The organism is Enterobacter mori LMG 25706 (genome assembly GCF_000211415.1).
Taxonomy (GTDB): Bacteria; Pseudomonadota; Gammaproteobacteria; order Enterobacterales; family Enterobacteriaceae; genus Enterobacter; species Enterobacter mori.
On sequence record NZ_GL890775.1, the window covers coordinates 851,231 to 870,240 of the forward strand.

Consider the following 19,010-nt stretch of genomic DNA (forward strand, 5'->3'; position numbering starts at 1 on the left):
AGCTATTCTGTATCGTCATCCGGTAAAGCAAGCAATGGCTTACAAGGAAGCCAACCCTCTGATGTTCGTGCGCATAATCGTGCCGAAGCTGGCGCGTGTGATGAATACCAACAACTCAAGGTGCTATCCATGGGAAGACAAAAAGCAGTGATCAAAGCTCGTCGCGAAGCAAAACGTGTGCTGAGACGGGATTCACGTAGCCATAAACAGCGTGAAGAAGAATCGGTCACCTCGCTTGTGCAGATGAGTGGCGTAGAAGCAATTGGCATGGCCCGAGACAGCCGTGATAATTCTCCAATTGTTGCGCGCAATGAGGCTCAGGCGCACTACCTGAATGCTATCGAGAGTAAACAGCTCATCTTTGCAACCGGTGAAGCCGGATGCGGGAAAACCTGGATTAGTGCAGCCAAAGCGGCGGAAGCGCTGATCCATACGGACGTGGAACGCATTATTGTTACCCGTCCGGTACTGCAAGCTGATGAAGATCTCGGCTTCTTGCCCGGAGATATTTCGGAGAAGTTTGCCCCGTACTTCAGGCCCGTTTATGACGTGCTGGTGAAGCGACTGGGTGCATCCTTTATGCAGTACTGCCTGCGACCAGAGATTGGCAAGGTGGAAATCGCGCCGTTCGCCTATATGCGCGGACGTACATTTGAAAATGCGGTCGTCATTCTTGACGAGGCTCAGAACGTGACCGCAGCGCAAATGAAAATGTTCTTAACGCGCCTCGGGGAGAACGTGACGGTTATCGTTAACGGCGATATTACCCAGTGTGACCTGCCGTCCGGCGTTAAATCCGGATTAAGCGACGCCATGTCACGTTTTGAGGAAGATGAGATGATTGGGGTGGTACGTTTCACCAAAGATGACTGCGTGCGCTCGGCGCTCTGTCAGCGCACGCTGCAAGCGTATTATTGAGTTTGCTGTTGTGTTCAAGGCCCGGGAAACCGGGCTTTGTTTTTTGTGCATTTTATACCCTCTCCCTTGGGGAGAGGGTTAGGGTGAGGGGCTCAGGCCGCATCGAGCTGCATATAGCACCGGGGGGGATTGACTCACTTCGCTCGCCCTGTGGGCAGCCTGTTCGCTACGCTCTCAGTCTGTCCAACTGGCTGTCGCCAGTTGTCGAACCCCGGTCGGGGATTCTCATCCCCCCGCAGGCATGCAATATGCGAAAAAAAAGCCCGCATTTTCATGCGAGCTCTTCTTTAAATATGGCGGTGAGGGGGGGATTGACTCGCTTAGCTCGCCCTGCGGGCAGCCTGTTCGCTGCGCTCTCAGTCTGTCCAACTGGCTGTCGCCAGTTGTCGAACCCCGGTCGGGGATTCTCATCCCCCCTTTCGGAGAATATAAAAGAAAAAAGCCCGTACTTTCGTACGAGCTCTCATCTTAAATATGGCGGTGAGGGGGGGATTCGAACCCCCGATACGTTGCCGTATACACACTTTCCAGGCGTGCTCCTTCAGCCACTCGGACACCTCACCATATTGTCATCCCGTTGTTGCCGGGACGGGCGCTAATGTAAGGAAAAGCCGAACTGGCGTCAACTCACTTTTTCAGTAATTTAGCGTATTTAGACAAACTTCAAGCAACCTGATTCCTAAATGTGCACAAAGCGCCTCTTTTATCAGCAACGCGGTTTCCTGATAAATTTGTTATGCTGGCAATCCACTTGAAAATGAAAACAAAACAGCGCACTAAAAGGCAGGAATGACCATGGATATTCTCTTCTATCACCCTACATTTGATACCGCTTACTGGATTAACGCACTTTCGGCGGCGCTGCCCGGCGCACGCGTACGCGAGTGGAAACGTGGCGATAATGAACATGCCGACTATGCGCTGGTCTGGCACCCGCCGGTTGAGATGCTGCAGGGCCGCAAGCTGAAGGCGGTTTTCGCGCTGGGTGCGGGGGTTGATTCGATCCTCAGTAAACTGAAAGCGCATCCAGAAATGCTGCCTGACAATATTCCGCTGTTCCGTCTTGAAGATACGGGAATGGGCCAGCAGATGCAGGAGTATGCCGTGAGCCAGGTGCTGCACTGGTTCCGCCGCTTTGACGATTATCAGGCCTTTAAACAGCATTCCCACTGGGAGCCGCTGCCGGATTATCGACATGAAGATTTTACCGTTGGGATCCTCGGCGCGGGTGTGCTCGGCTCAAAAGTGGCAGAAGTACTCGCTCCGTGGGGCTTCCCGCTACGTTGCTGGAGCCGCAGCCGTAAGGATTATCCGGGCGTCGAGAGTTTTGCCGGAACGGATGAGCTTCCTGCGTTCCTGAAAGGGACTCGCGTGCTTATCAACCTGCTGCCGAATACCGCCGAAACGGTGGGCATTATCAATAGCACTCTCCTGAACCAGTTAGCCGAGCAGAGCTATTTGATGAACCTCGCGCGCGGGGTCCATGTCGTGGAGGGCGATCTGCTGAACGCCCTGGACAGCGGAAAGCTCAAAGGTGCCATGCTGGACGTTTACAGCCGTGAGCCACTGCCAGCGGAAAGCCCGCTGTGGGCGCACCCGCGCGTCGCGATGACGCCACACGTGGCTGCCGTGACGCGTCCGGCTGAAGCGGTGGCGTATATATCCCATACCATCAGCGAAATGGAAAAGGGTAACCCGGTGACCGGACAGGTCGACAGAGAGCGCGGCTACTAATGGAAACCCGGCGTTCGCCGGGTTTTTGCTAATATTCGCCGCTGATAACTGCTATCCTTTGGAAAAACCGCAGAGGAGAGAAAGATGTATCCCGTAGACCTGCATATGCACACCGTCGCCAGCACCCACGCGTATAGTAACCTCCATGATTATATCGCCCAGGCAAAGCTCAAGGGCATCAAGCTTTTTGCGATTACCGATCATGGCCCGGATATGGCGGATGCGCCGCACTACTGGCATTTTGTGAATATGCGGATTTGGCCACGTTTGGTGGACGGTATCGGGATACTGCGCGGCATTGAGGCGAACATCAAAAATACCGACGGTGAGATCGACTGCACCGGCCCGATGCTGACCTCTCTTGACCTTATCCTTGCCGGTTTCCATGAGCCGGTCTTTGCGCCTCAGGATAAGGACACCAACACCGCGGCGATGATTGCCACCATTGCCAGCGGCAATGTGCACATTATCAGCCATCCCGGTAACCCGAAGTATCCGATTGATATTCAGGCTGTCGCGCAGGCGGCAGCGAAACACCGCGTGGCACTGGAGATTAATAACTCCTCCTTTGTTCACTCGCGTAAGGGCAGTGAAGCCAACTGTCGCGAAGTGGCTGCCGCCGTGCGTGCTGCGGGGGGGCTGGTGGCGCTGGGGTCCGATTCTCATACCGCGTTTACGCTGGGTGATTTCAGTGAGTGTATGAAAGTATTAAATGACGTTGGTTTCCCGGAAGCGCAAATCCTGAACGTGACGCCACGCCGCATGCTCGATTTCCTCGAGTCGCGCGGAATGGAGCCGATTGCCGAATTTGCCGATCTTTAATTGTGTAATGGAATAAAAAATGAACGAGTTCTCCATCCTTTGCCGCGTGCTGGGTACGCTCTATTATCGCCAGCCGCAAGACCCGCTGTTGGTTCCGCTTTTCACGCTGATCCGTGAAGGCAAGCTGGCGCAGAACTGGCCGCTGGAACAGGATGATTTGCTGGAACGTCTGCAAAAAAGCTGCGACATGCAGCAGATTTCAACGGATTACAATGCGCTGTTCGTCGGTGACGAGTGCCGTGTTTCGCCGTACCGTTCTGCCTGGCAGGAAGGGGCGACGGAAGTAGAAGTGCGTGCGTTTCTCTCCGAGCGCGGAATGCCGCTGAGCGATACGCCAGCCGATCACATCGGTACGCTGCTGCTTGCGGCCTCCTGGCTCGAAGACAATGCCGGTGATGACGAGAACGAAGCCATCGAAACCCTGTTTGAAACCTATCTGTTGCCGTGGGTTGGGACGTTCCTGGGTAAAGTTGAAGCCCACGCCACCTCGCCATTCTGGAGAACCCTGGCACCGCTGACGCGTGATGCGATTGCTGCGATGCGGGATGAGCTTGAAGAAGAGAATGAAGAGTGATTTAGATCACAAAAATTCTGCAACGATACATTTCAACTTGCACATAGTGTGCTTCTGATCGCATTTCTATGGCGCGCTTCTGCTAAGATGCGCGCCATGAACATATTACTTTGTATTGCACTGACAACAGGCATTCTCTCCGGTATCTGGGGATGGGTGGCCGTGTCTCTCGGATTGCTCAGCTGGGCCGGGTTCCTCGGCTGCACCGCCTATTTCGCCTGCCCGCAGGGCGGCGTCAAAGGGCTATTCATCTCCGGATGTACCCTGATGAGCGGTGTGATTTGGGCGCTGGTGATCATGAAGGGCAGCGCGCTGGCGCCTCACCTGGAGATCCTGGGCTATGTCATGACGGGCGTGGTCGCATTTTTAATGTGCGTTCAGGCAAAGCATTTGCTGTTGTCGTTCGTACCGGGCACGTTCATGGGGGCCTGCGCGACCTTTGCAGGGCAGGGGGACTGGAAGCTGGTCGTTCCCTCGCTGGCGCTGGGACTTCTCTTCGGCTATGCCATGAAAAACAGCGGCCTGTGGCTGGCAGCGCGGCGAGAAAAAGCGCAAAACATCACTGCGGTGAGTGAATAAAAAAAGGCGAGACAGGGATCTCGCCTTTTTTATGCGCTTTCGATCAGGATTCCGGCGGCACCGACATATCGCGGTATTTTACCAGTACCGGGTTTTGCGCTTCTGATTTGTTCTGCAGATCCCACAGCCCGCGATCAATACCATCGTTGATCAGGAAGATAACCCCGGTTTCGATAGCCGACATCAGACACAGCATCACCGGTTCATTAGAGGTATACCCAATTTCACCCTCCAGCAAACGCTGGTAGTCGATAAAGCGGAATACCCCGGCCTGAACTTCATACGAGAGAATGGTTTTGCTGGTGTTCACGGAGGATAAGATCTCACCCGTGCTCACGTTAACCACGCGCAGGTTGACGGCAATCTGGTCGAGTTGATACTGGGTGTCAGCACCGATACCGAAGTAACGCGCACCTGCTCCCCCCGATTTCACGTTACTTTCGTAACCGATAATCGAGCCTTCCACCATGATATTGGCCGCGGTAAGCGACTGAAGTGGCATTCGATTATTCACGCCAACGGTTCCGTTTTCCTGTGCGGCGCGGATGATTTTTCGTTCATTCAGCAGGTTTTGCAATCCCTGGCGTTCCAGAGGAATAAACCAGCGTGAATCCTTCAGGGCAGTGACCAGCATGGCGGTTGCACTCTGCGGCACGGCCGTAGAGAAGTTACTTGCCGGATACGGTTTAAACTGTCCTGTTTCATCCTGAATGTTATATACCGAGACAAATATCTTACCGGTTGGTGTCGGCAGATGGGTTAAATCGCGGTAGCTTTGTGCCCGAGGCATTAATGTTGGCTTAGCGGCTTCTTTGGGTGGAGCAGTTAAACAACCGCTCAATAAGCACACTGCAACAATGATCAAAAAGCGCTGCATGATAATTGTCCTTATTTTGGGGTTGTTTAAAAATCAGTCGAACTGGTTTGCAAACCCGACACCTGGATTGTCGATGTTTTTCCGGTTTTGCGATCCGTTACGTTCAACTGAAGCTGCCCATCTTTGTTGGCGATATCGACGATAAAGTCGTTAGTCACCATGCGGCCGGGTTTACCGGTATTAATATTGGTTAATAAGCCACCTAATATTTGCGACTGGATGGCCTGGGTGAAGTTATCCAGCGCTGACGGGGTTTCGATACCGAAATCGTCGTCAAAGCTTGGGTCTTTGTAAGAGTTTTGAGCCTGGGCTTCGTTAAGCATGAATGCCCCGTTGTTCGGGTTGCCGCCAAAATTAGGGTTGCGGAACTGGAAGGTCATATTCCCGGCCCAGCTTAGCGGTGCAATGAGCATTAACGAAATCACTGTGTGTGCGAGACGCATTACAGCCTCCGAAATAAGTATCGTTGCTAGAACTCATCTTTTGCTAAATCGCCTGTACTCAGCAGGGCTTTATCTAACTGCAGACGATTAATAGCTTCTTCTGTTTGTGCCAGGGCAAAAGCGACGTTCTGATCGAAGTCTCTTTTGGTGGGGAACAGGAAGGTTTGGTAAATAACATCCTGATTGGCTGTTATTGTGATCCAACTTCCCCACCGTGCACTGGGCCGTTCGTTGATTGTTAAGTTACCGGGGTAGTCACTTTCCCATTTATCGCTGAAGGCGCGGTAGAAATCGTGCCCTATAGATGTGACGGTGTGGTCGGTTAACAATCCGGGAACCTCAACTTCCACTGCCTGGAGATTCCCGGCCGCAAGCAGGAAACCTGCTGCAGCAATCCAACTCAACGTGCGTTTCATGCTATTAACGCCTGAGGTTATCGTTTGCCCATGAAACTGCCTGAGTCCGGTTTTTAACAGCTATCTTCTTGAAAAGATTATAAAGGTGCGTCTTGACCGTATTTTCGCTGATAAATAACGAACGGGCGATTTCAATGTTTGAAGCACCAATGCGCAACTTGTTCAGGATCTCTTTCTCACGATGCGTCAGCAGTGCAGACTCTGTACTGTTGTAGCGATAATTTCCGGAGTGTGTAATGAGGTAGCTGGCAAGCTTTTGCGAGAAATAGCATTCGCCTCGCAAGATGCCCTGCAAGCCTTCCACAACACGATTCTCTTCTTCAGTGACGTAGAACACGCCATTGATATGCGGCCAGCTTTCTATGTCTCTAAAAGGATACTCATCAGGGGTATTCAATAATAACACGCGGATATTATTGTTTTTCCTGCTTAAGTTATCTTGCCAGTAATGGATCAGCTTTTTATCCGCTTCCATCATATCGAGAAGAATGATACTACCAGGTGCAATGTCATCAAAAGAACGTTGAATGTTATGCAATTTCCCGTTCAATGAAAGAGATTGCTTTAAATGCTGCAATAATGCTGTCGCTTGTAAAGAAGGTTTGGTGATCAACAATAATGTATGACCATGTAAACTATGGACTTCATTAAACATGATGAAACCCCACTTTATTTATGACACCTGGCAGCTATCCCTTATTAATAGATAAGGAATACCAGAAGCACTGACAGATGTGGCACTGCTGTGTGTAGAATCAAACCATTCCTCCAGAGGAGAACGGAAATAAAAATAAAATGACTTACTACTGTTTTCAATCTAGCTATTACAAACGTTAAAGCAAGTGTTAATCATGTAACTAAATGTAAAATTCAATATTAAATTGTGTATTTGGGGTAATAAATTAGTTTTTGTTTAAGAGAAAAGTTGTACATGAGAATAACACTGCACACATTTTAAAAATCATACAAATAATTATAACCGCCTGAAAAAATAGTGGATTTATAATTCTTACCCCGCCGGTAAAAGGTATGAGATACATAAGAAAACTAAGCCTTCCCTCATCAGGCTATTCCTTCTTAAGAAAACTCACTCTGTGTGACAAGGTCTTCAAATTGTCTCGCGTGGGTGTGGTGAAGCCAGGCTACGTAAGGCTGGACAAGAAACCTGCCATTGTACAGGATCTGAGAGAGACGATTTTTTTCTCGCGCTAAACCTAACGTCTGTCAGCGTATTTTTACCGGAATTAATACTTTGAGGTGAAGTCATTAATTAAAATAAGCCGCGCGGGTGAGATATTTAAATTGTTTCGGCAGACATACTCTTTTTCGTAACGCGACGTTAACAAAAAAACGATTCGCGTTTATGCATGAAGAAACGTTATTTTGTGTATAGCCAGGTCCAGGGTGACAACATGAAAAACAGAACGTTATTTATGATGTTTACATTGCTGGGTGCGCCTGGATTTGTAACCGCAGGCAGTTCGGACTTAGCCGGTTCTGAATATAACTTTGCGGTTAATGAATTAAGTAAGTCCTCCTATAATCAGGCAGCCATTATTGGTCAACAAGGTTCAGGTAATTCTACTGATATTCGTCAGGACGGTTCCAAATTAATGTCCGTTGTCTCTCAGGAGGGTGGAGGCAACCGAGCGAAGGTTGATCAATCAGGAACTTATAACCTTGCTTATATCGATCAAGATGGAAATGGTAATGACGCGAGTATTAAGCAGGACGCTTTTGGTAATACCGCAATGATTATCCAAAAAGGGTCGGCTAACAGAGCGAGTATTACGCAGTATGGTACGCAGAAAACAGCAGTTGTAGTGCAGAGACAGTCACAAATGGCCATCCGCGTTATTCAACGTTAGGGCGTTGTGGCGACTTAATCAATCCGATGGGGGTTTACCATGAAACTTTTTAAAGTGGCAGCAATTGCAGCAATCATCGTTTCTGGCAGTGCTTTCGCAGGTGCGGTACCTCAATTTGGCGGCCACGGTCATGGCCACGGCGGTGGTGGTAATAGCGGTCCTGACTCAACCCTGAGCATTTACCAGTTTGGTGGCGGCAACTCTGCTCTTGCCTTGCAAACGGATGCAAGAGATTCAGAACTGACAATTACCCAGCATGGCGGCGGTAACGGTGCTGATGTTGGACAAGGATCTGATGACAGCACCATCGATCTGCTGCAGAAAGGCTTTGGTAACAGCGCAACCATTGACCAGTGGAACAGCAAAAACTCCGTCATCGATGTTAAACAGTATGGTGGCGGCAACGGTGCGGCAGTGGACCAGACAGCATCTGGATCAACTGTTACCGTGCATCAGGTCGGCTTTGGCAACAATGCGACCGCACATCAATACTGATTTCAAATCTGTGCTACAAAAAAACAGGGCATTTGCCCTGTTTTTTTTCGGGAGTTCATCATGAATACGTTAATTCTCCTTGCCGCGCTTTCCAGCCAAATAACCTTTAAAACATCTCAGCAGGGAAATATGACCACCATTATTCCGCAGGTCACCCTGACACACGCGTGCGATTGTCAGGTTCAAATTTTGTCCGTTCGCCAGGGGGAGGGAGGACAAAGTACCTCACGTCAGCAAAATACCTTTTCTATACCCGCTAATCAGACGATTGATTTGATGAGACTGAGTTTAAATATTGGCACAGGGGATACGGTGAACATTACGGTCACCGTCTCTGACGGAAAATCGCTGCATTTATCACAACAATGGTCGCCTGCAGAACGCTCGCTTTAATCATTCACAAAATCAATGATTTGGGAATGTGGCGGGAGTTGAAAGGTGTAACTATGATGTTATCAGGAGCTGAACACGTTTCGCTGTTCAATTACCGGCTACCGCGTTGTCATACTGGAGCGCTTTTACCCCTCAAGGATGATTTATTTTGAGGAGTACAACTTGTGACCAAATCTACCGCTCTGCTCATCTCAGGTTTTAGCCTGATCGTCTCGGCTTATATGACACCCGCATTTTCAGCAACGATTGTTGAAGGCGGTGTTATCCATTTCCGTGGTGCCATTGTTGCCGATCCCTGTGAGATTACCCCTCAGCATCGTCAGTTTGCGATGTCCTGCCCGGAAAATAACCGTATCCAGACCCGAATGGTCAGCTATGAGGATGCACTGAATGGGCGCTCAGCCTATCCAGGACTGGCATCCGTGAGTATGCAGTATCTCAATCCTGAAAAAACGCTGGCCGTTGTTAAGGTGGAATATCGCTAGCCGTTTTAAACGATAGTTTTTTCTGACCCTCCCCTCTGCGATACACTTAAGAAAAAGGCGGGTAGCAGGGGGAATGTATGAGACCGCAAATCGAGATTATTCACGGCGATATCACAACGTTACATGTTGATGTGATCGTCAATGCAGCGAATTCCTCGTTGCTGGGGGGAGGCGGCGTGGATGGCGCTATTCATCGCGCTGCCGGGCCGCAATTGCTCGAAGCTTGCAAGGCCGTGCGTCAACAACAGGGGGAATGTCCGCCGGGGCATGCCGTGATTACGCTGGCAGGGGATCTGCCCGCCAAAGCCGTTATTCACGCTGTGGGACCGGTGTGGCAGGGGGGCGAGCACCACGAGGCACGGATCCTTGAGGATGCTTACCGTAACTGCCTGCGCCTCGCTGCGGACAATGGCTATAAAACCCTGGCGTTTCCTGCCATCAGCACCGGTGTTTATGGCTATCCCAAAGCGGCTGCCGCGACCATTGCGGTGAATACCGTGTACCACTACCTTTCCCTGAAGCCCATGCCGGAAAAGGTCATCTTTGTCTGTTTCGACGAAGAAACGACGCATCTCTACCAGAGGCTTTTGACCCAGCGTGGAGAAGAACTGGACGGCTGATATAAAAGCGGCGCCGCTTTTTCGATCAGGCTTTAACCTGCGGTTTCCCGGAGAAGAGGAACCGCAGGAGCGGGATACGCAGGTGGATCTCGTACAGCACGATGGCAATCCCAATCACGAAGACCAGCCCGGTGAAGAAGCCCAGCGTGTTGGAAGCAATATGCGGAGTGATGTAAGCACCGAAGAACAGTGTCAACGGGTGATGCACCAGATAAATGAACAGTGATGCATTAACGAAATAGGTAACGCGGCTGGATTTAAAGTTCAGCAGGCGATGACCGAGGGCAAACACCACGTTCACCATCCACAAGCCCAGCAGCATGGTAATGACACTCTCCGTTTCGTACATCCACGCGTCACCGCTGCCGTAGCGCTGATTGAGAAGATATGCCGCGAAGGCAAGGGCTGCGCCGACGGCACACCAGGGCGACGGTTGGGTAAACAACGCTTTTAACTGCGGATAGACAAACGCCAGCGCTCCCACCAGGAAGAAAGGAATGTAGAACAGCGACTGCATCACCACGAAATTAAACAGCCCATCGCTCAGGATAGGTGGATAAACAATGAACAGCGTGCGTCTGATGGCCGCGTAGACAATCCCCAGTACCAAAAAGAGCAGGGACAGTTTACCGAGCGTTATGTTGGCAAAGAAAGTGTCTGACGTAGCGCTTAAATGACGGCGCAGACGGCTGAAGATGACAAGACTGACAGTGGTAAGAACCACCAGAACCAGCAGGAACCAAAGGTGTGAAATCAGCTCCCAGACCAGCGTATTGTACTTTTCATACAGCGACAGGTTAGGCCAGTTTTCCGCTTTGCCTTTCACATACTGCAGCATAATGAATTGCGGCAGCGTCAACAGCGGGATGGCGGTGAGCATCGGTATGCCGACGCGCTCTACGCGCACCTTCCACCATCGCTTAAGCGGGTAGCGCAAAAACAGCATATAAGAGAAGTAGCCGGATATGACAAAAAACACCTGCATACGGAAGGCGTGAATGAAGTCATTAAACAGCGTCAGCCACCAGGAGGGCATTTGGCTGTTCACGTGCCAGGTGTGGCTGGAATAAATCAATGAAATGTGAAACGGGATCCCCAATAGCATCAGCCATGCCCGGATCGAGTCGAGGAAATATTCACGTTGTACGGGTGTTGTGCTCATATAACTCAGTACATTCTCAGACTAATCGTCTTATCCCTAAGACGCATAATGGTTACATTCGAAGCCAACCCTACACCAAGACCGACACCCTGTCTCCAGGATAAGCACGCAAAGTGAAAAGCGGGTTCTTTCATTTGCTTAATCCCTGAGCCAGCGAGCTGAACAAAGCAGTGATAATGTTGTCGGATTGCCTGAGTTTCCATTAAAATGGATCGGATCGAATTAAGCACACAAAGGGGGAAGTGCTTACTTATTATGAAACATAAATCACAAATGATGAAAATGCGTTGGTTGGGTGCGGCAGTGTTGTTGTCCCTGTATACCTCATCGGCCTGGTCCTTTACCATCGATGACGTTGCTAAACAGGCCAAGTCTATGGCTGGCAAGAGCTACGAAGCGCCAAAAAGTAACCTGCCCTCCGTTTTCCGTGACATGAAATACGCGGACTATCAGCAGATCCAGTTCAATCACGACAAAGCATACTGGAACAACGTTAAAACCCCGTTCAAGCTTGAATTTTATCATCAGGGTATGTATTTCGACACGCCTGTTGCTATCAATGAAGTGACGGCAACCGCGGTACGTAAAATCAAGTACAGCCCGGATTATTTCAATTTCGGCGATGTGCAGCACGACAAAGACACGGTTAAGGACCTGGGCTTCGCCGGCTTCAAAGTGCTTTACCCAATTAACAGCAAAGATAAAAACGACGAAATCGTCAGCATGCTCGGTGCCAGCTACTTCCGCGTGATTGGCGCAGGGCAGGTGTACGGGCTTTCCGCACGTGGTCTGGCTATTGATACCGCGCTGCCATCAGGTGAAGAATTCCCACGTTTCCGCGAGTTCTGGATCGAGCGTCCTAAACCAACGGATAAACGTCTGACAATCTATGCGCTGCTGGACTCCCCTCGTGCAACAGGCGCATATCGCTTCGTGATCATGCCGGGACGCGACACTGTCGTTGACGTGCAGTCCAAAGTTTACCTGCGCGATAAAGTGGGCAAGCTGGGCGTTGCACCGCTGACCAGTATGTTCCTGTTCGGGCCGAACCAGCCGTCTCCGGCGACCAACTTCCGCCCGGAGCTGCATGACTCTAACGGTCTCTCTATCCATGCCGGTAACGGCGAGTGGATCTGGCGTCCGCTGAATAACCCGAAACACCTCGCGGTGAGCAGCTTCGCGATGGAAAATCCGCAGGGCTTTGGTCTGCTGCAGCGTGGCCGTCAGTTCTCTCGCTTTGAAGACCTGGATGACCGTTACGATCAGCGTCCAAGTGCCTGGGTAACCCCGAAAGGTGACTGGGGTAAAGGGAAAGTCGAGCTGGTTGAAATTCCAACTAACGATGAAACCAACGATAACATCGTCGCTTACTGGACCCCGGACCAGCTTCCGGAAGCCGGTAAAGAGATGAACTTCAAATACGCCATCACCTTTAGCCGTGACGAAGACAAACTGCATGCGCCGGATAACGCGTATGTGATGCAGACTCGCCGTTCAACGGGTGATGTGAAGCAGTCAAACCTGATCCGTCAGCCTGACGGTACCGTAGCTTTCATCGTGGACTTCGCGGGCCAGGACATGAAAAAACTGTCCCCGGATACCGCCGTGACTGCGCAGGCGAGCATCGGTGATAACGGTGAGATCGTTGAAAATGCCGTACGTTACAACCCGGTAACGAAAGGGTGGCGTTTGACCCTGCGCGTGAAAGTGAAAGATCCGAAACAGACCACTGAAATGCGCGCCGCGCTGGTCAGCAACGATCAGCCGCTGAGTGAAACCTGGAGCTATCAGCTACCTGCCAATGAATAATACATCTGAATATATTGATGCCATGCCGCTGACGGACATTGAAAAAGCGGCACTGCCTAAAAGCGACATCCGTGCGGTACACACCGCGCTGGATGGCGATCATCGTCAGTTTACACGTGATGATGATACGCCGCTGGGGTCAGTAAAGGCGCGTCTGGAGCAGGCCTGGCCAGACTCGCTGGCAGAAGGACAGCTGATTAAAGACGACGAAGGGCGCGACCAGCTTCAGGCGATGCCGAAAGCCACGCGTTCTTCTATGTTCCCCGATCCATGGCGCACCAACCCGGTGGGTCGCTTCTGGGATCGCCTGCGCGGACGTGACGTCACGCCGCGCTATCTGTCGCGTCTGACCAAAGAAGAGCAGGCCTCAGAGCAGAAGTGGCGTACCGTCGGAACGATCCGTCGCTACACGCTGTTACTGCTGACGCTGGCGCAGACGGTGGTGGCAACCTGGTACATGAAGACCATTCTGCCGTATCAGGGTTGGGCGCTGATCAACCCAGCTGACATGGTAGGCCAGGATATCTGGGTCTCCTTCATGCAGCTGCTGCCGTACATTCTGCAAAGCGGCATTCTGCTGTTGTTTGCCGTTCTCTTCTGCTGGGTCTCGGCGGGGTTCTGGACCGCGCTGATGGGCTTCCTGCAACTGCTGATGGGGCGTGATAAATACAGTATTTCAGCGTCAACGGTCGGGGATGAGCCCCTCAATCCTGAGCACCGTACTGCGCTGATTATGCCTATCTGTAACGAAGACGTTGACCGCGTGTTTGCGGGGCTGCGCGCAACCTGGGAGTCTGTTAAGGCGACCGGTAACGCCGAGCATTTTGACGTTTACATCCTGAGCGACAGCTATAACCCGGATATCTGCGTTGCAGAACAAAAAGCCTGGATGGAGCTGATTGCGGAAGTGCAGGGCGAAGGCCAGATCTTCTACCGTCGCCGCCGCCGTCGTGTGAAGCGTAAAAGCGGTAACATCGATGACTTCTGCCGTCGCTGGGGTAATCAGTACAGCTACATGGTGGTCCTGGATGCCGACTCCGTGATGAGCGGTGACTGTCTGAGCGGTCTGGTCCGCCTGATGGAAGCCAACCCGAACGCCGGTATCATTCAGTCCTCGCCGAAAGCGTCCGGAATGGACACGCTTTACGCACGTTGCCAGCAGTTCGCGACCCGTGTGTATGGCCCGCTGTTTACGGCTGGTCTGCACTTCTGGCAGTTGGGTGAATCCCACTACTGGGGCCACAATGCGATTATCCGCGTGAAGCCGTTCATTGAGCACTGTGCGCTTGCGCCGCTGCCGGGTGAAGGGTCTTTTGCCGGGTCGATTCTGTCGCATGACTTCGTGGAAGCAGCGCTGATGCGCCGCGCAGGGTGGGGCGTCTGGATTGCTTACGACCTGCCAGGCTCATACGAAGAACTGCCGCCGAACCTGCTGGATGAGCTCAAGCGTGACCGTCGATGGTGCCACGGTAACCTGATGAACTTCCGCCTGTTCCTGGTGAAAGGGATGCACCCGGTTCACCGTGCGGTATTCCTGACCGGCGTGATGTCCTATCTCTCTGCTCCGCTGTGGTTTATGTTCCTGGCGCTGTCGACTGCCTTACAGGTGGTTCATGCCCTGACGGAGCCGCAATACTTCCTGCAACCGCGCCAGCTGTTCCCGGTGTGGCCGCAGTGGCGTCCGGAGCTGGCGATAGCGCTGTTTGCGTCGACAATGGTGCTGCTGTTCCTGCCTAAGCTGCTCAGTATCATCCTGATCTGGTGCAAAGGCTCGAAAGAGTATGGCGGTTTCTGCCGCGTGACGCTCTCGCTGCTGCTGGAAGTGCTGTTCTCCGTGCTGCTGGCGCCGGTGCGCATGCTGTTCCATACCGTGTTTGTGGTCAGCGCGTTCCTGGGCTGGGAAGTGGTCTGGAATTCACCGCAGCGTGATGACGACTCCACCCCGTGGAGCGAAGCCTTCATGCGTCACGGTTCGCAGCTGCTGCTCGGTCTGGTGTGGGCTGCGGGGATGGCGTGGCTGGATCTGCGCTTCCTGTTCTGGCTGGCACCGATTGTCTTCTCGCTGATCCTGTCGCCGTTTGTGTCCGTGATCTCCAGCCGTTCAACGGTAGGGCTGCGTACCAAACGCTGGAAGCTGTTCCTGATCCCGGAAGAGTATTCCCCGCCGCAGGTGCTGGTGGATACCGCCAAGTACCTGGAGCAGAACCGCAGCCGTTCGCTGGATGATGGCTTTATGCACGCGGTGTTTAACCCGTCATTCAACGCCCTGGCGATGGCAATGGCGACCGCGCGTCACCGCGCCAGCCAGGTGCTGGAGATCGCCCGCGATCGCCACGTTGAGCAGGCGCTGAACGAGACGCCGGAAAAACTCAATCGCGACCGCCGTTTGGTGCTGCTGAGCGACCCGGTCACCATGGCGAGGCTTCACTATCGCGTGTGGTCTGCTCCAGAGAAATACTCTTCGTGGGTGGGCTACTACAAAGAGCTGAAGCTGAATCCGCTGGCGCTGAAGGCGAAGTAAGCTGCTAAGTAGGGCGGGTAAGCGAAGTGCACCCGCCAGATAAAATACCGGCTGCGAGGCCGGTATTTTTTTAGAGGTAATGAATGAAAATAATTGTCGTGGTGTTGATGACATGTCTGCTCAGCGGCTGCGGCAGCATTATCAGCCGCACTATTCCGGGACAAGGTCACGGGAATCAGTATTACCCCGGCGTCAAATGGGACGTACGAGATTCCGCCTGGCGCTACCTGACCGTGCTCGATCTGCCGTTTTCGCTGATCTTCGACACGCTATTGCTGCCCATCGACGCCAGCCACGGGCCTTACGAGTAATGAGCGCTTAACGTTCGTCCCACTCATCGGCTGCGGTCTGGCCCTCTTCGGTATCCAGCGGCGGTTCGAGTTGAAATTCGCCCCCCTCCCCTTCATGCCGGGTATTTTCTTCAAGCCATTCCTGGCGTAATTCAATTTCGTCGTAATCGCCGTCAAAGACGGCCTGAGCACCTTCACCGCTCAATATCGGCAAACATTCTCCCTCTTCACCGTCATCGGCAAAAAATTCGGCCTGCCACATAATATCGCCGTCCTGCAGGACATACTTTTGGATATTGAGTTGTTGCACGTCAGCATCTTCTTCCTCAATGCCGGGGTTATCGGCGAGGAATTCTTCACGAGCGGCATCAATAGCTTCTTCCAGCGTGGCGTACATGGTCATCGGTGTCTCCCTGTTTTTCATGAAGGTATTCAGGGAAAGAATAGCTGATTCTCTGATTTTGCAAGTATGAATGCGAAAATAAGCCGTCAGGCATTTGTCTTATTCAGTTCAGAACGCATCGTCCGGGATAAACTGAACCAGGAGTAAATGGCGTTAAACAGCACGACACCGGCCGTGACGATAAAAACGGCGCGAAAGCCAAAGCTGGCAGAAATTCCCGCCCCGACAAGCGGTCCGGTGACGTTGCCGATATCACGAAACGACTGGTTATAGCTAAAAATACGTCCGGCGATTTGGTTCGTTGAGTTGTAGACCAGCAGGGTCTGTACGGCAGGTAATAGCGCGCCGTCTGCCGCGCCGAGCAAAAAGCGCAGCAGGCCGAGTTGCCAGGGAGACTGCACCATCGCCATCGGGATGAGTAACAGAACGGAAATCACCAGGGCACAAATCAGGATCTTTTCGGGCCCAACACGGTCGCCGAGTTTTCCCAGCCTTGGCGCGCTGAGCAGTGCCGCCACGCCAGGTACTGATGCGATCAGCCCGCTGATAAAGGCAATGTTGCTGACGTTGCCCGCCAGATCGCGCACGTACAGCGTTAAAATCGGGGCGATCGACCCGGTCGCCACCTGAATAATCATGGTCGTCACGAACAGGCTCAACACCAGTTTGGGATTTTTCAGCGAGGTAAGAACATCCCGGGCATGAAGCATCTCTTTTTTGGTGACCGGCGTGAATTTTTCACGGATACAGAGCAAGGTGACGACAAAGCAGAGGAACAGCACGCTGGCGGCGATGAAAAAGACGGGCCGCAGGCCGTAGCTATCCGCCAGTAAGCCGCCCGCCAGAGGTCCAAGCAGCGCACCGCTGACGCCACCCGTTGAGAGCGTACCGAGAGCCCAGCCGCTTTTATGGCGTGGAATTTGTGTGGCAATCAGGGCGTTGGCATTGGGGATGAATCCACCCAGCAGGCCAAGCAGTGCGCGCAGCACCAGGAACTGCCAGACGTTTTGCGCCACGCCCATCAGCGCCATAATAATAGCCATCCCCAGCGCTGAACGTAGCAGCATAATTTTTCGCCCCTTGCGGCCGGCGAGGCCGCCCCAGAATGGCGAAGCGATAGCGGAAAACAGAAAGGTGATGCTAAACACCAGACCTGACCACATATTGAGCGCGCTATGGCCCGTAACGCCAAGCTGTTCAACGTAGAGAGGCAGGAAAGGCATGACCAGGCTGAACGCCGCGCCCGTCAGAAAGCAGCCGAGCCAGGCAACCGCGAGGTTACGTTTCCAGTTTATGGGAGCATCTGAGGGTGACATAACTCTCCGCAAATTAAGATACAGTGCGCCGGGAAGGGGAAGTAATAAGCGTGCTAATTATGCGCCTGGGTCAGGATTGCCGCAATGTGGGGGAGCTTTTAAAGCTAAAACAGCATGCGGCCCGGAGGCCGCATGACAATCAGTATCGGGAGGGAACGCCTTGCGGGCGCGTTTTAAAGCGGCGATGGAGCCACATGTACTGCTCTGGTGCCATCATGATGCATTTCTCCACAATATCGTTCATCCAGCGCGCGGTGGTTTCTGCGTCGTCCAGAGGCGGCGTGAGTTCTGGCTCAAGCATGATGAGCTGATAGCCTGAACCATCCGGCTTGCGGCGTGGAACAAAGGGAACAATGGCCGCTTTAGACATTCGGGCGAGCATCCAGGTCCCTGTGGTGGTCGCTGCTTCTTCGACGGCAAAAAACGGCACAAACACGCTGGATTGCGGGCCGTAATCGTGATCGGGGGCGTACCAGACCACCTCACCGGATTTGAGGGCGCGGATCATGCCCTTCAGATCCTTACGGTCAATCATGCTTTTGTTAGAGCGCATGCGGCCATTAGTCTGGATGAGATCGATGACCGGATTGTCATTCGGCCGATATACGCCAATACCAGGCGCCTGCATGCCAAACATACGCGCGCCGATTTCAAGCGTCAGGAAATGGACGCCAATCAACAGTACGCCGGTCTGATTAGCCTGCAATGTGTGCACGGGCTCCATACCTGTTCCGGCAACCTCCGTCCAGCGGGCCATTCTTTTGTCCGACCAGAACCATGCAATGCCTGTTTCCATCAGACCCATGCCAACGGATTCGAAATTTTTAACCACCATATCGTGACGCTCTGTCTCACTCATCTGCGGAAAACAGAGTTCGAGGTTGCGGTGAGCAATCCTGACGCGGCGTTTCATGAATTTCCGGGCAACGTGGCCGATCCCTTTACCGAGGCGGAAAATAACCGGGTAAGGAAGTTGTACGATAAGCCACAACAAGCCAATGCCAATCCAGGTCAACCAATAGCGGGGATGCAAAAGGGCGGTAGTAAATTTCGGTAACTGGGTCATGTCTGTCCTGTGTTCTTACGTCCTGAATGGCTATTCTCGCATTTTTTAGTACGTAGCCAAAATGTCTGTCATCGAAACGTGCACGAATCCAGCAATTGTTAATCCTGGTAAATCAGGTAGGCTGAAATGTAGCGTAAATTGTGTGGATGTAAATTAGCTTTGTTTGCTATATGATGCCGACCGATTTTAATTCTCTAACGAATGCAGGACTTGTACACC

21 protein-coding genes, 1 tRNA gene and 1 other RNA gene are annotated in these 19,010 nt (G+C 52.4%); 13 read left to right on the plus strand and 10 right to left on the minus strand.

Annotated elements, in window-relative coordinates:
* Positions 1–129: 129 nt before the first annotated feature.
* A complete protein-coding gene (phoH, locus tag ENTMO_RS0109055; RefSeq protein WP_010429550.1) occupies positions 130–918 on the plus strand; it encodes a phosphate starvation-inducible protein PhoH in 789 nt (262 codons plus the stop codon).
* A gap of 294 nt (positions 919–1,212) precedes the next feature.
* Here the strand turns inward: phoH and ENTMO_RS25175 are convergent.
* A non-coding RNA gene (locus ENTMO_RS25175) (RtT sRNA) lies at positions 1,213–1,349 on the minus strand.
* Positions 1,350–1,393: 44 nt separating this feature from the next.
* Positions 1,394–1,481 (minus strand) — tRNA-Ser (locus ENTMO_RS0109060).
* Between the two features lie 232 nt (positions 1,482–1,713).
* Here ENTMO_RS0109060 and ghrA point away from each other — a divergent pair.
* The 4 genes from ghrA to ENTMO_RS0109080 all read left to right on the plus strand — a co-directional run bounded on the left by ghrA (position 1,714) and on the right by ENTMO_RS0109080 (position 4,627).
* Positions 1,714–2,652, plus strand: a complete 939-nt coding sequence (gene ghrA, locus ENTMO_RS0109065) for a glyoxylate/hydroxypyruvate reductase GhrA (RefSeq protein ID WP_010429553.1) — start codon at positions 1,714–1,716, stop codon at positions 2,650–2,652.
* A gap of 84 nt (positions 2,653–2,736) precedes the next feature.
* Entirely contained in the window at positions 2,737–3,474 is a 738-nt protein-coding gene (locus tag ENTMO_RS0109070) for a phosphatase (protein WP_010429555.1), read from the plus strand.
* Positions 3,475–3,493: 19 nt separating this feature from the next.
* Positions 3,494–4,048, plus strand: coding sequence for a TorD/DmsD family molecular chaperone (locus ENTMO_RS0109075; RefSeq protein WP_010429557.1), 555 nt, complete (start codon positions 3,494–3,496; stop codon positions 4,046–4,048).
* A gap of 96 nt (positions 4,049–4,144) precedes the next feature.
* Entirely contained in the window at positions 4,145–4,627 is a 483-nt protein-coding gene (locus tag ENTMO_RS0109080) for a DUF1097 domain-containing protein (protein WP_143350036.1), read from the plus strand.
* Between the two features lie 43 nt (positions 4,628–4,670).
* Here the strand turns inward: ENTMO_RS0109080 and csgG are convergent, their stop codons facing one another.
* From csgG to csgD, 4 genes are read right to left on the minus strand one after another with little or no spacing between them, the layout of a single operon-like run.
* Complete coding sequence (gene csgG, locus ENTMO_RS0109085) at positions 4,671–5,504, minus strand: curli production assembly/transport protein CsgG (protein ID WP_010429561.1); 834 nt, start codon at positions 5,502–5,504, stop codon at positions 4,671–4,673.
* Between the two features lie 26 nt (positions 5,505–5,530).
* On the minus strand, positions 5,531–5,947 hold the full coding sequence (gene csgF, locus ENTMO_RS0109090; RefSeq protein WP_010429564.1) for a curli production assembly/transport protein CsgF: 417 nt from the start codon (positions 5,945–5,947) through the stop codon (positions 5,531–5,533).
* A gap of 26 nt (positions 5,948–5,973) precedes the next feature.
* Positions 5,974–6,363: a curli production assembly/transport protein CsgE gene (csgE, locus tag ENTMO_RS0109095; RefSeq protein ID WP_010429567.1), complete on the minus strand. Its 390-nt coding sequence runs from the start codon at positions 6,361–6,363 to the stop codon at positions 5,974–5,976.
* Between the two features lie 4 nt (positions 6,364–6,367).
* Complete coding sequence (gene csgD, locus ENTMO_RS0109100; RefSeq protein ID WP_010429571.1) at positions 6,368–7,018, minus strand: biofilm master transcriptional regulator CsgD; 651 nt, start codon at positions 7,016–7,018, stop codon at positions 6,368–6,370.
* Positions 7,019–7,775: 757 nt separating this feature from the next.
* On the opposite strand from csgD, the gene csgB reads away from it, so the two are divergent.
* The 5 genes from csgB (at position 7,776) to ymdB (ending at position 10,224) form a co-directional block, all read left to right on the plus strand.
* Complete coding sequence (gene csgB, locus ENTMO_RS0109105) at positions 7,776–8,231, plus strand: curli minor subunit CsgB (RefSeq protein WP_010429575.1); 456 nt, start codon at positions 7,776–7,778, stop codon at positions 8,229–8,231.
* Positions 8,232–8,270: 39 nt separating this feature from the next.
* Complete coding sequence (gene csgA / locus ENTMO_RS0109110) at positions 8,271–8,726, plus strand: curli major subunit CsgA (protein WP_010429577.1); 456 nt, start codon at positions 8,271–8,273, stop codon at positions 8,724–8,726.
* 60 nt (positions 8,727–8,786) lie between these two features.
* Complete coding sequence (gene csgC / locus ENTMO_RS0109115; protein WP_010429579.1) at positions 8,787–9,119, plus strand: curli assembly chaperone CsgC; 333 nt, start codon at positions 8,787–8,789, stop codon at positions 9,117–9,119.
* 164 nt (positions 9,120–9,283) lie between these two features.
* Positions 9,284–9,604 (plus strand): type 1 fimbrial protein, encoded by a 321-nt coding sequence (locus ENTMO_RS0109120; protein ID WP_010429582.1) that lies wholly within the window; start codon positions 9,284–9,286, stop codon positions 9,602–9,604.
* A 77-nt stretch (positions 9,605–9,681) separates the two neighbouring features.
* Positions 9,682–10,224: an O-acetyl-ADP-ribose deacetylase gene (gene ymdB / locus ENTMO_RS0109125; protein ID WP_010429585.1), complete on the plus strand. Its 543-nt coding sequence runs from the start codon at positions 9,682–9,684 to the stop codon at positions 10,222–10,224.
* Positions 10,225–10,249: 25 nt separating this feature from the next.
* Here ymdB and mdoC read toward each other — a convergent pair whose 3' ends face one another.
* Positions 10,250–11,386, minus strand: a complete 1,137-nt coding sequence (gene mdoC / locus ENTMO_RS0109130; RefSeq protein ID WP_029485032.1) for a glucans biosynthesis protein MdoC — start codon at positions 11,384–11,386, stop codon at positions 10,250–10,252.
* A gap of 273 nt (positions 11,387–11,659) precedes the next feature.
* Between mdoC and mdoG the strand changes: the two genes are divergently transcribed.
* From mdoG to ENTMO_RS0109145, 3 genes are all read left to right on the plus strand, one after another.
* Positions 11,660–13,195, plus strand: a complete 1,536-nt coding sequence (gene mdoG / locus ENTMO_RS0109135) for a glucans biosynthesis protein MdoG (RefSeq protein WP_010429591.1) — start codon at positions 11,660–11,662, stop codon at positions 13,193–13,195.
* Positions 13,188–15,716, plus strand: a complete 2,529-nt coding sequence (gene mdoH, locus ENTMO_RS0109140) for a glucans biosynthesis glucosyltransferase MdoH (RefSeq protein WP_010429594.1) — start codon at positions 13,188–13,190, stop codon at positions 15,714–15,716. The genes mdoG and mdoH overlap by 8 nt, the downstream gene beginning before the upstream one ends.
* Before the next feature lie 83 nt (positions 15,717–15,799).
* Positions 15,800–16,027 carry a YceK/YidQ family lipoprotein gene (locus ENTMO_RS0109145; protein ID WP_010429597.1) on the plus strand — a complete coding sequence of 76 codons (228 nt, stop codon included), beginning with the start codon at positions 15,800–15,802 and terminating at the stop codon, positions 16,025–16,027.
* Between the two features lie 7 nt (positions 16,028–16,034).
* On the opposite strand, the gene ENTMO_RS0109150 is transcribed toward ENTMO_RS0109145, so the two are convergent.
* The 3 genes from ENTMO_RS0109150 to ENTMO_RS0109160 form a co-directional block, all read right to left on the minus strand.
* Positions 16,035–16,409, minus strand: coding sequence for a MysB family protein (locus ENTMO_RS0109150; RefSeq protein ID WP_010429599.1), 375 nt, complete (start codon positions 16,407–16,409; stop codon positions 16,035–16,037).
* A gap of 86 nt (positions 16,410–16,495) precedes the next feature.
* Positions 16,496–17,725, minus strand: coding sequence for a multidrug efflux MFS transporter MdtG (mdtG, locus tag ENTMO_RS0109155; protein ID WP_010429600.1), 1,230 nt, complete (start codon positions 17,723–17,725; stop codon positions 16,496–16,498).
* 139 nt (positions 17,726–17,864) lie between these two features.
* Positions 17,865–18,791 (minus strand): Kdo(2)-lipid IV(A) acyltransferase, encoded by a 927-nt coding sequence (locus ENTMO_RS0109160; protein WP_010429601.1) that lies wholly within the window; start codon positions 18,789–18,791, stop codon positions 17,865–17,867.
* Positions 18,792–19,010: the final 219 nt, after the last annotated feature.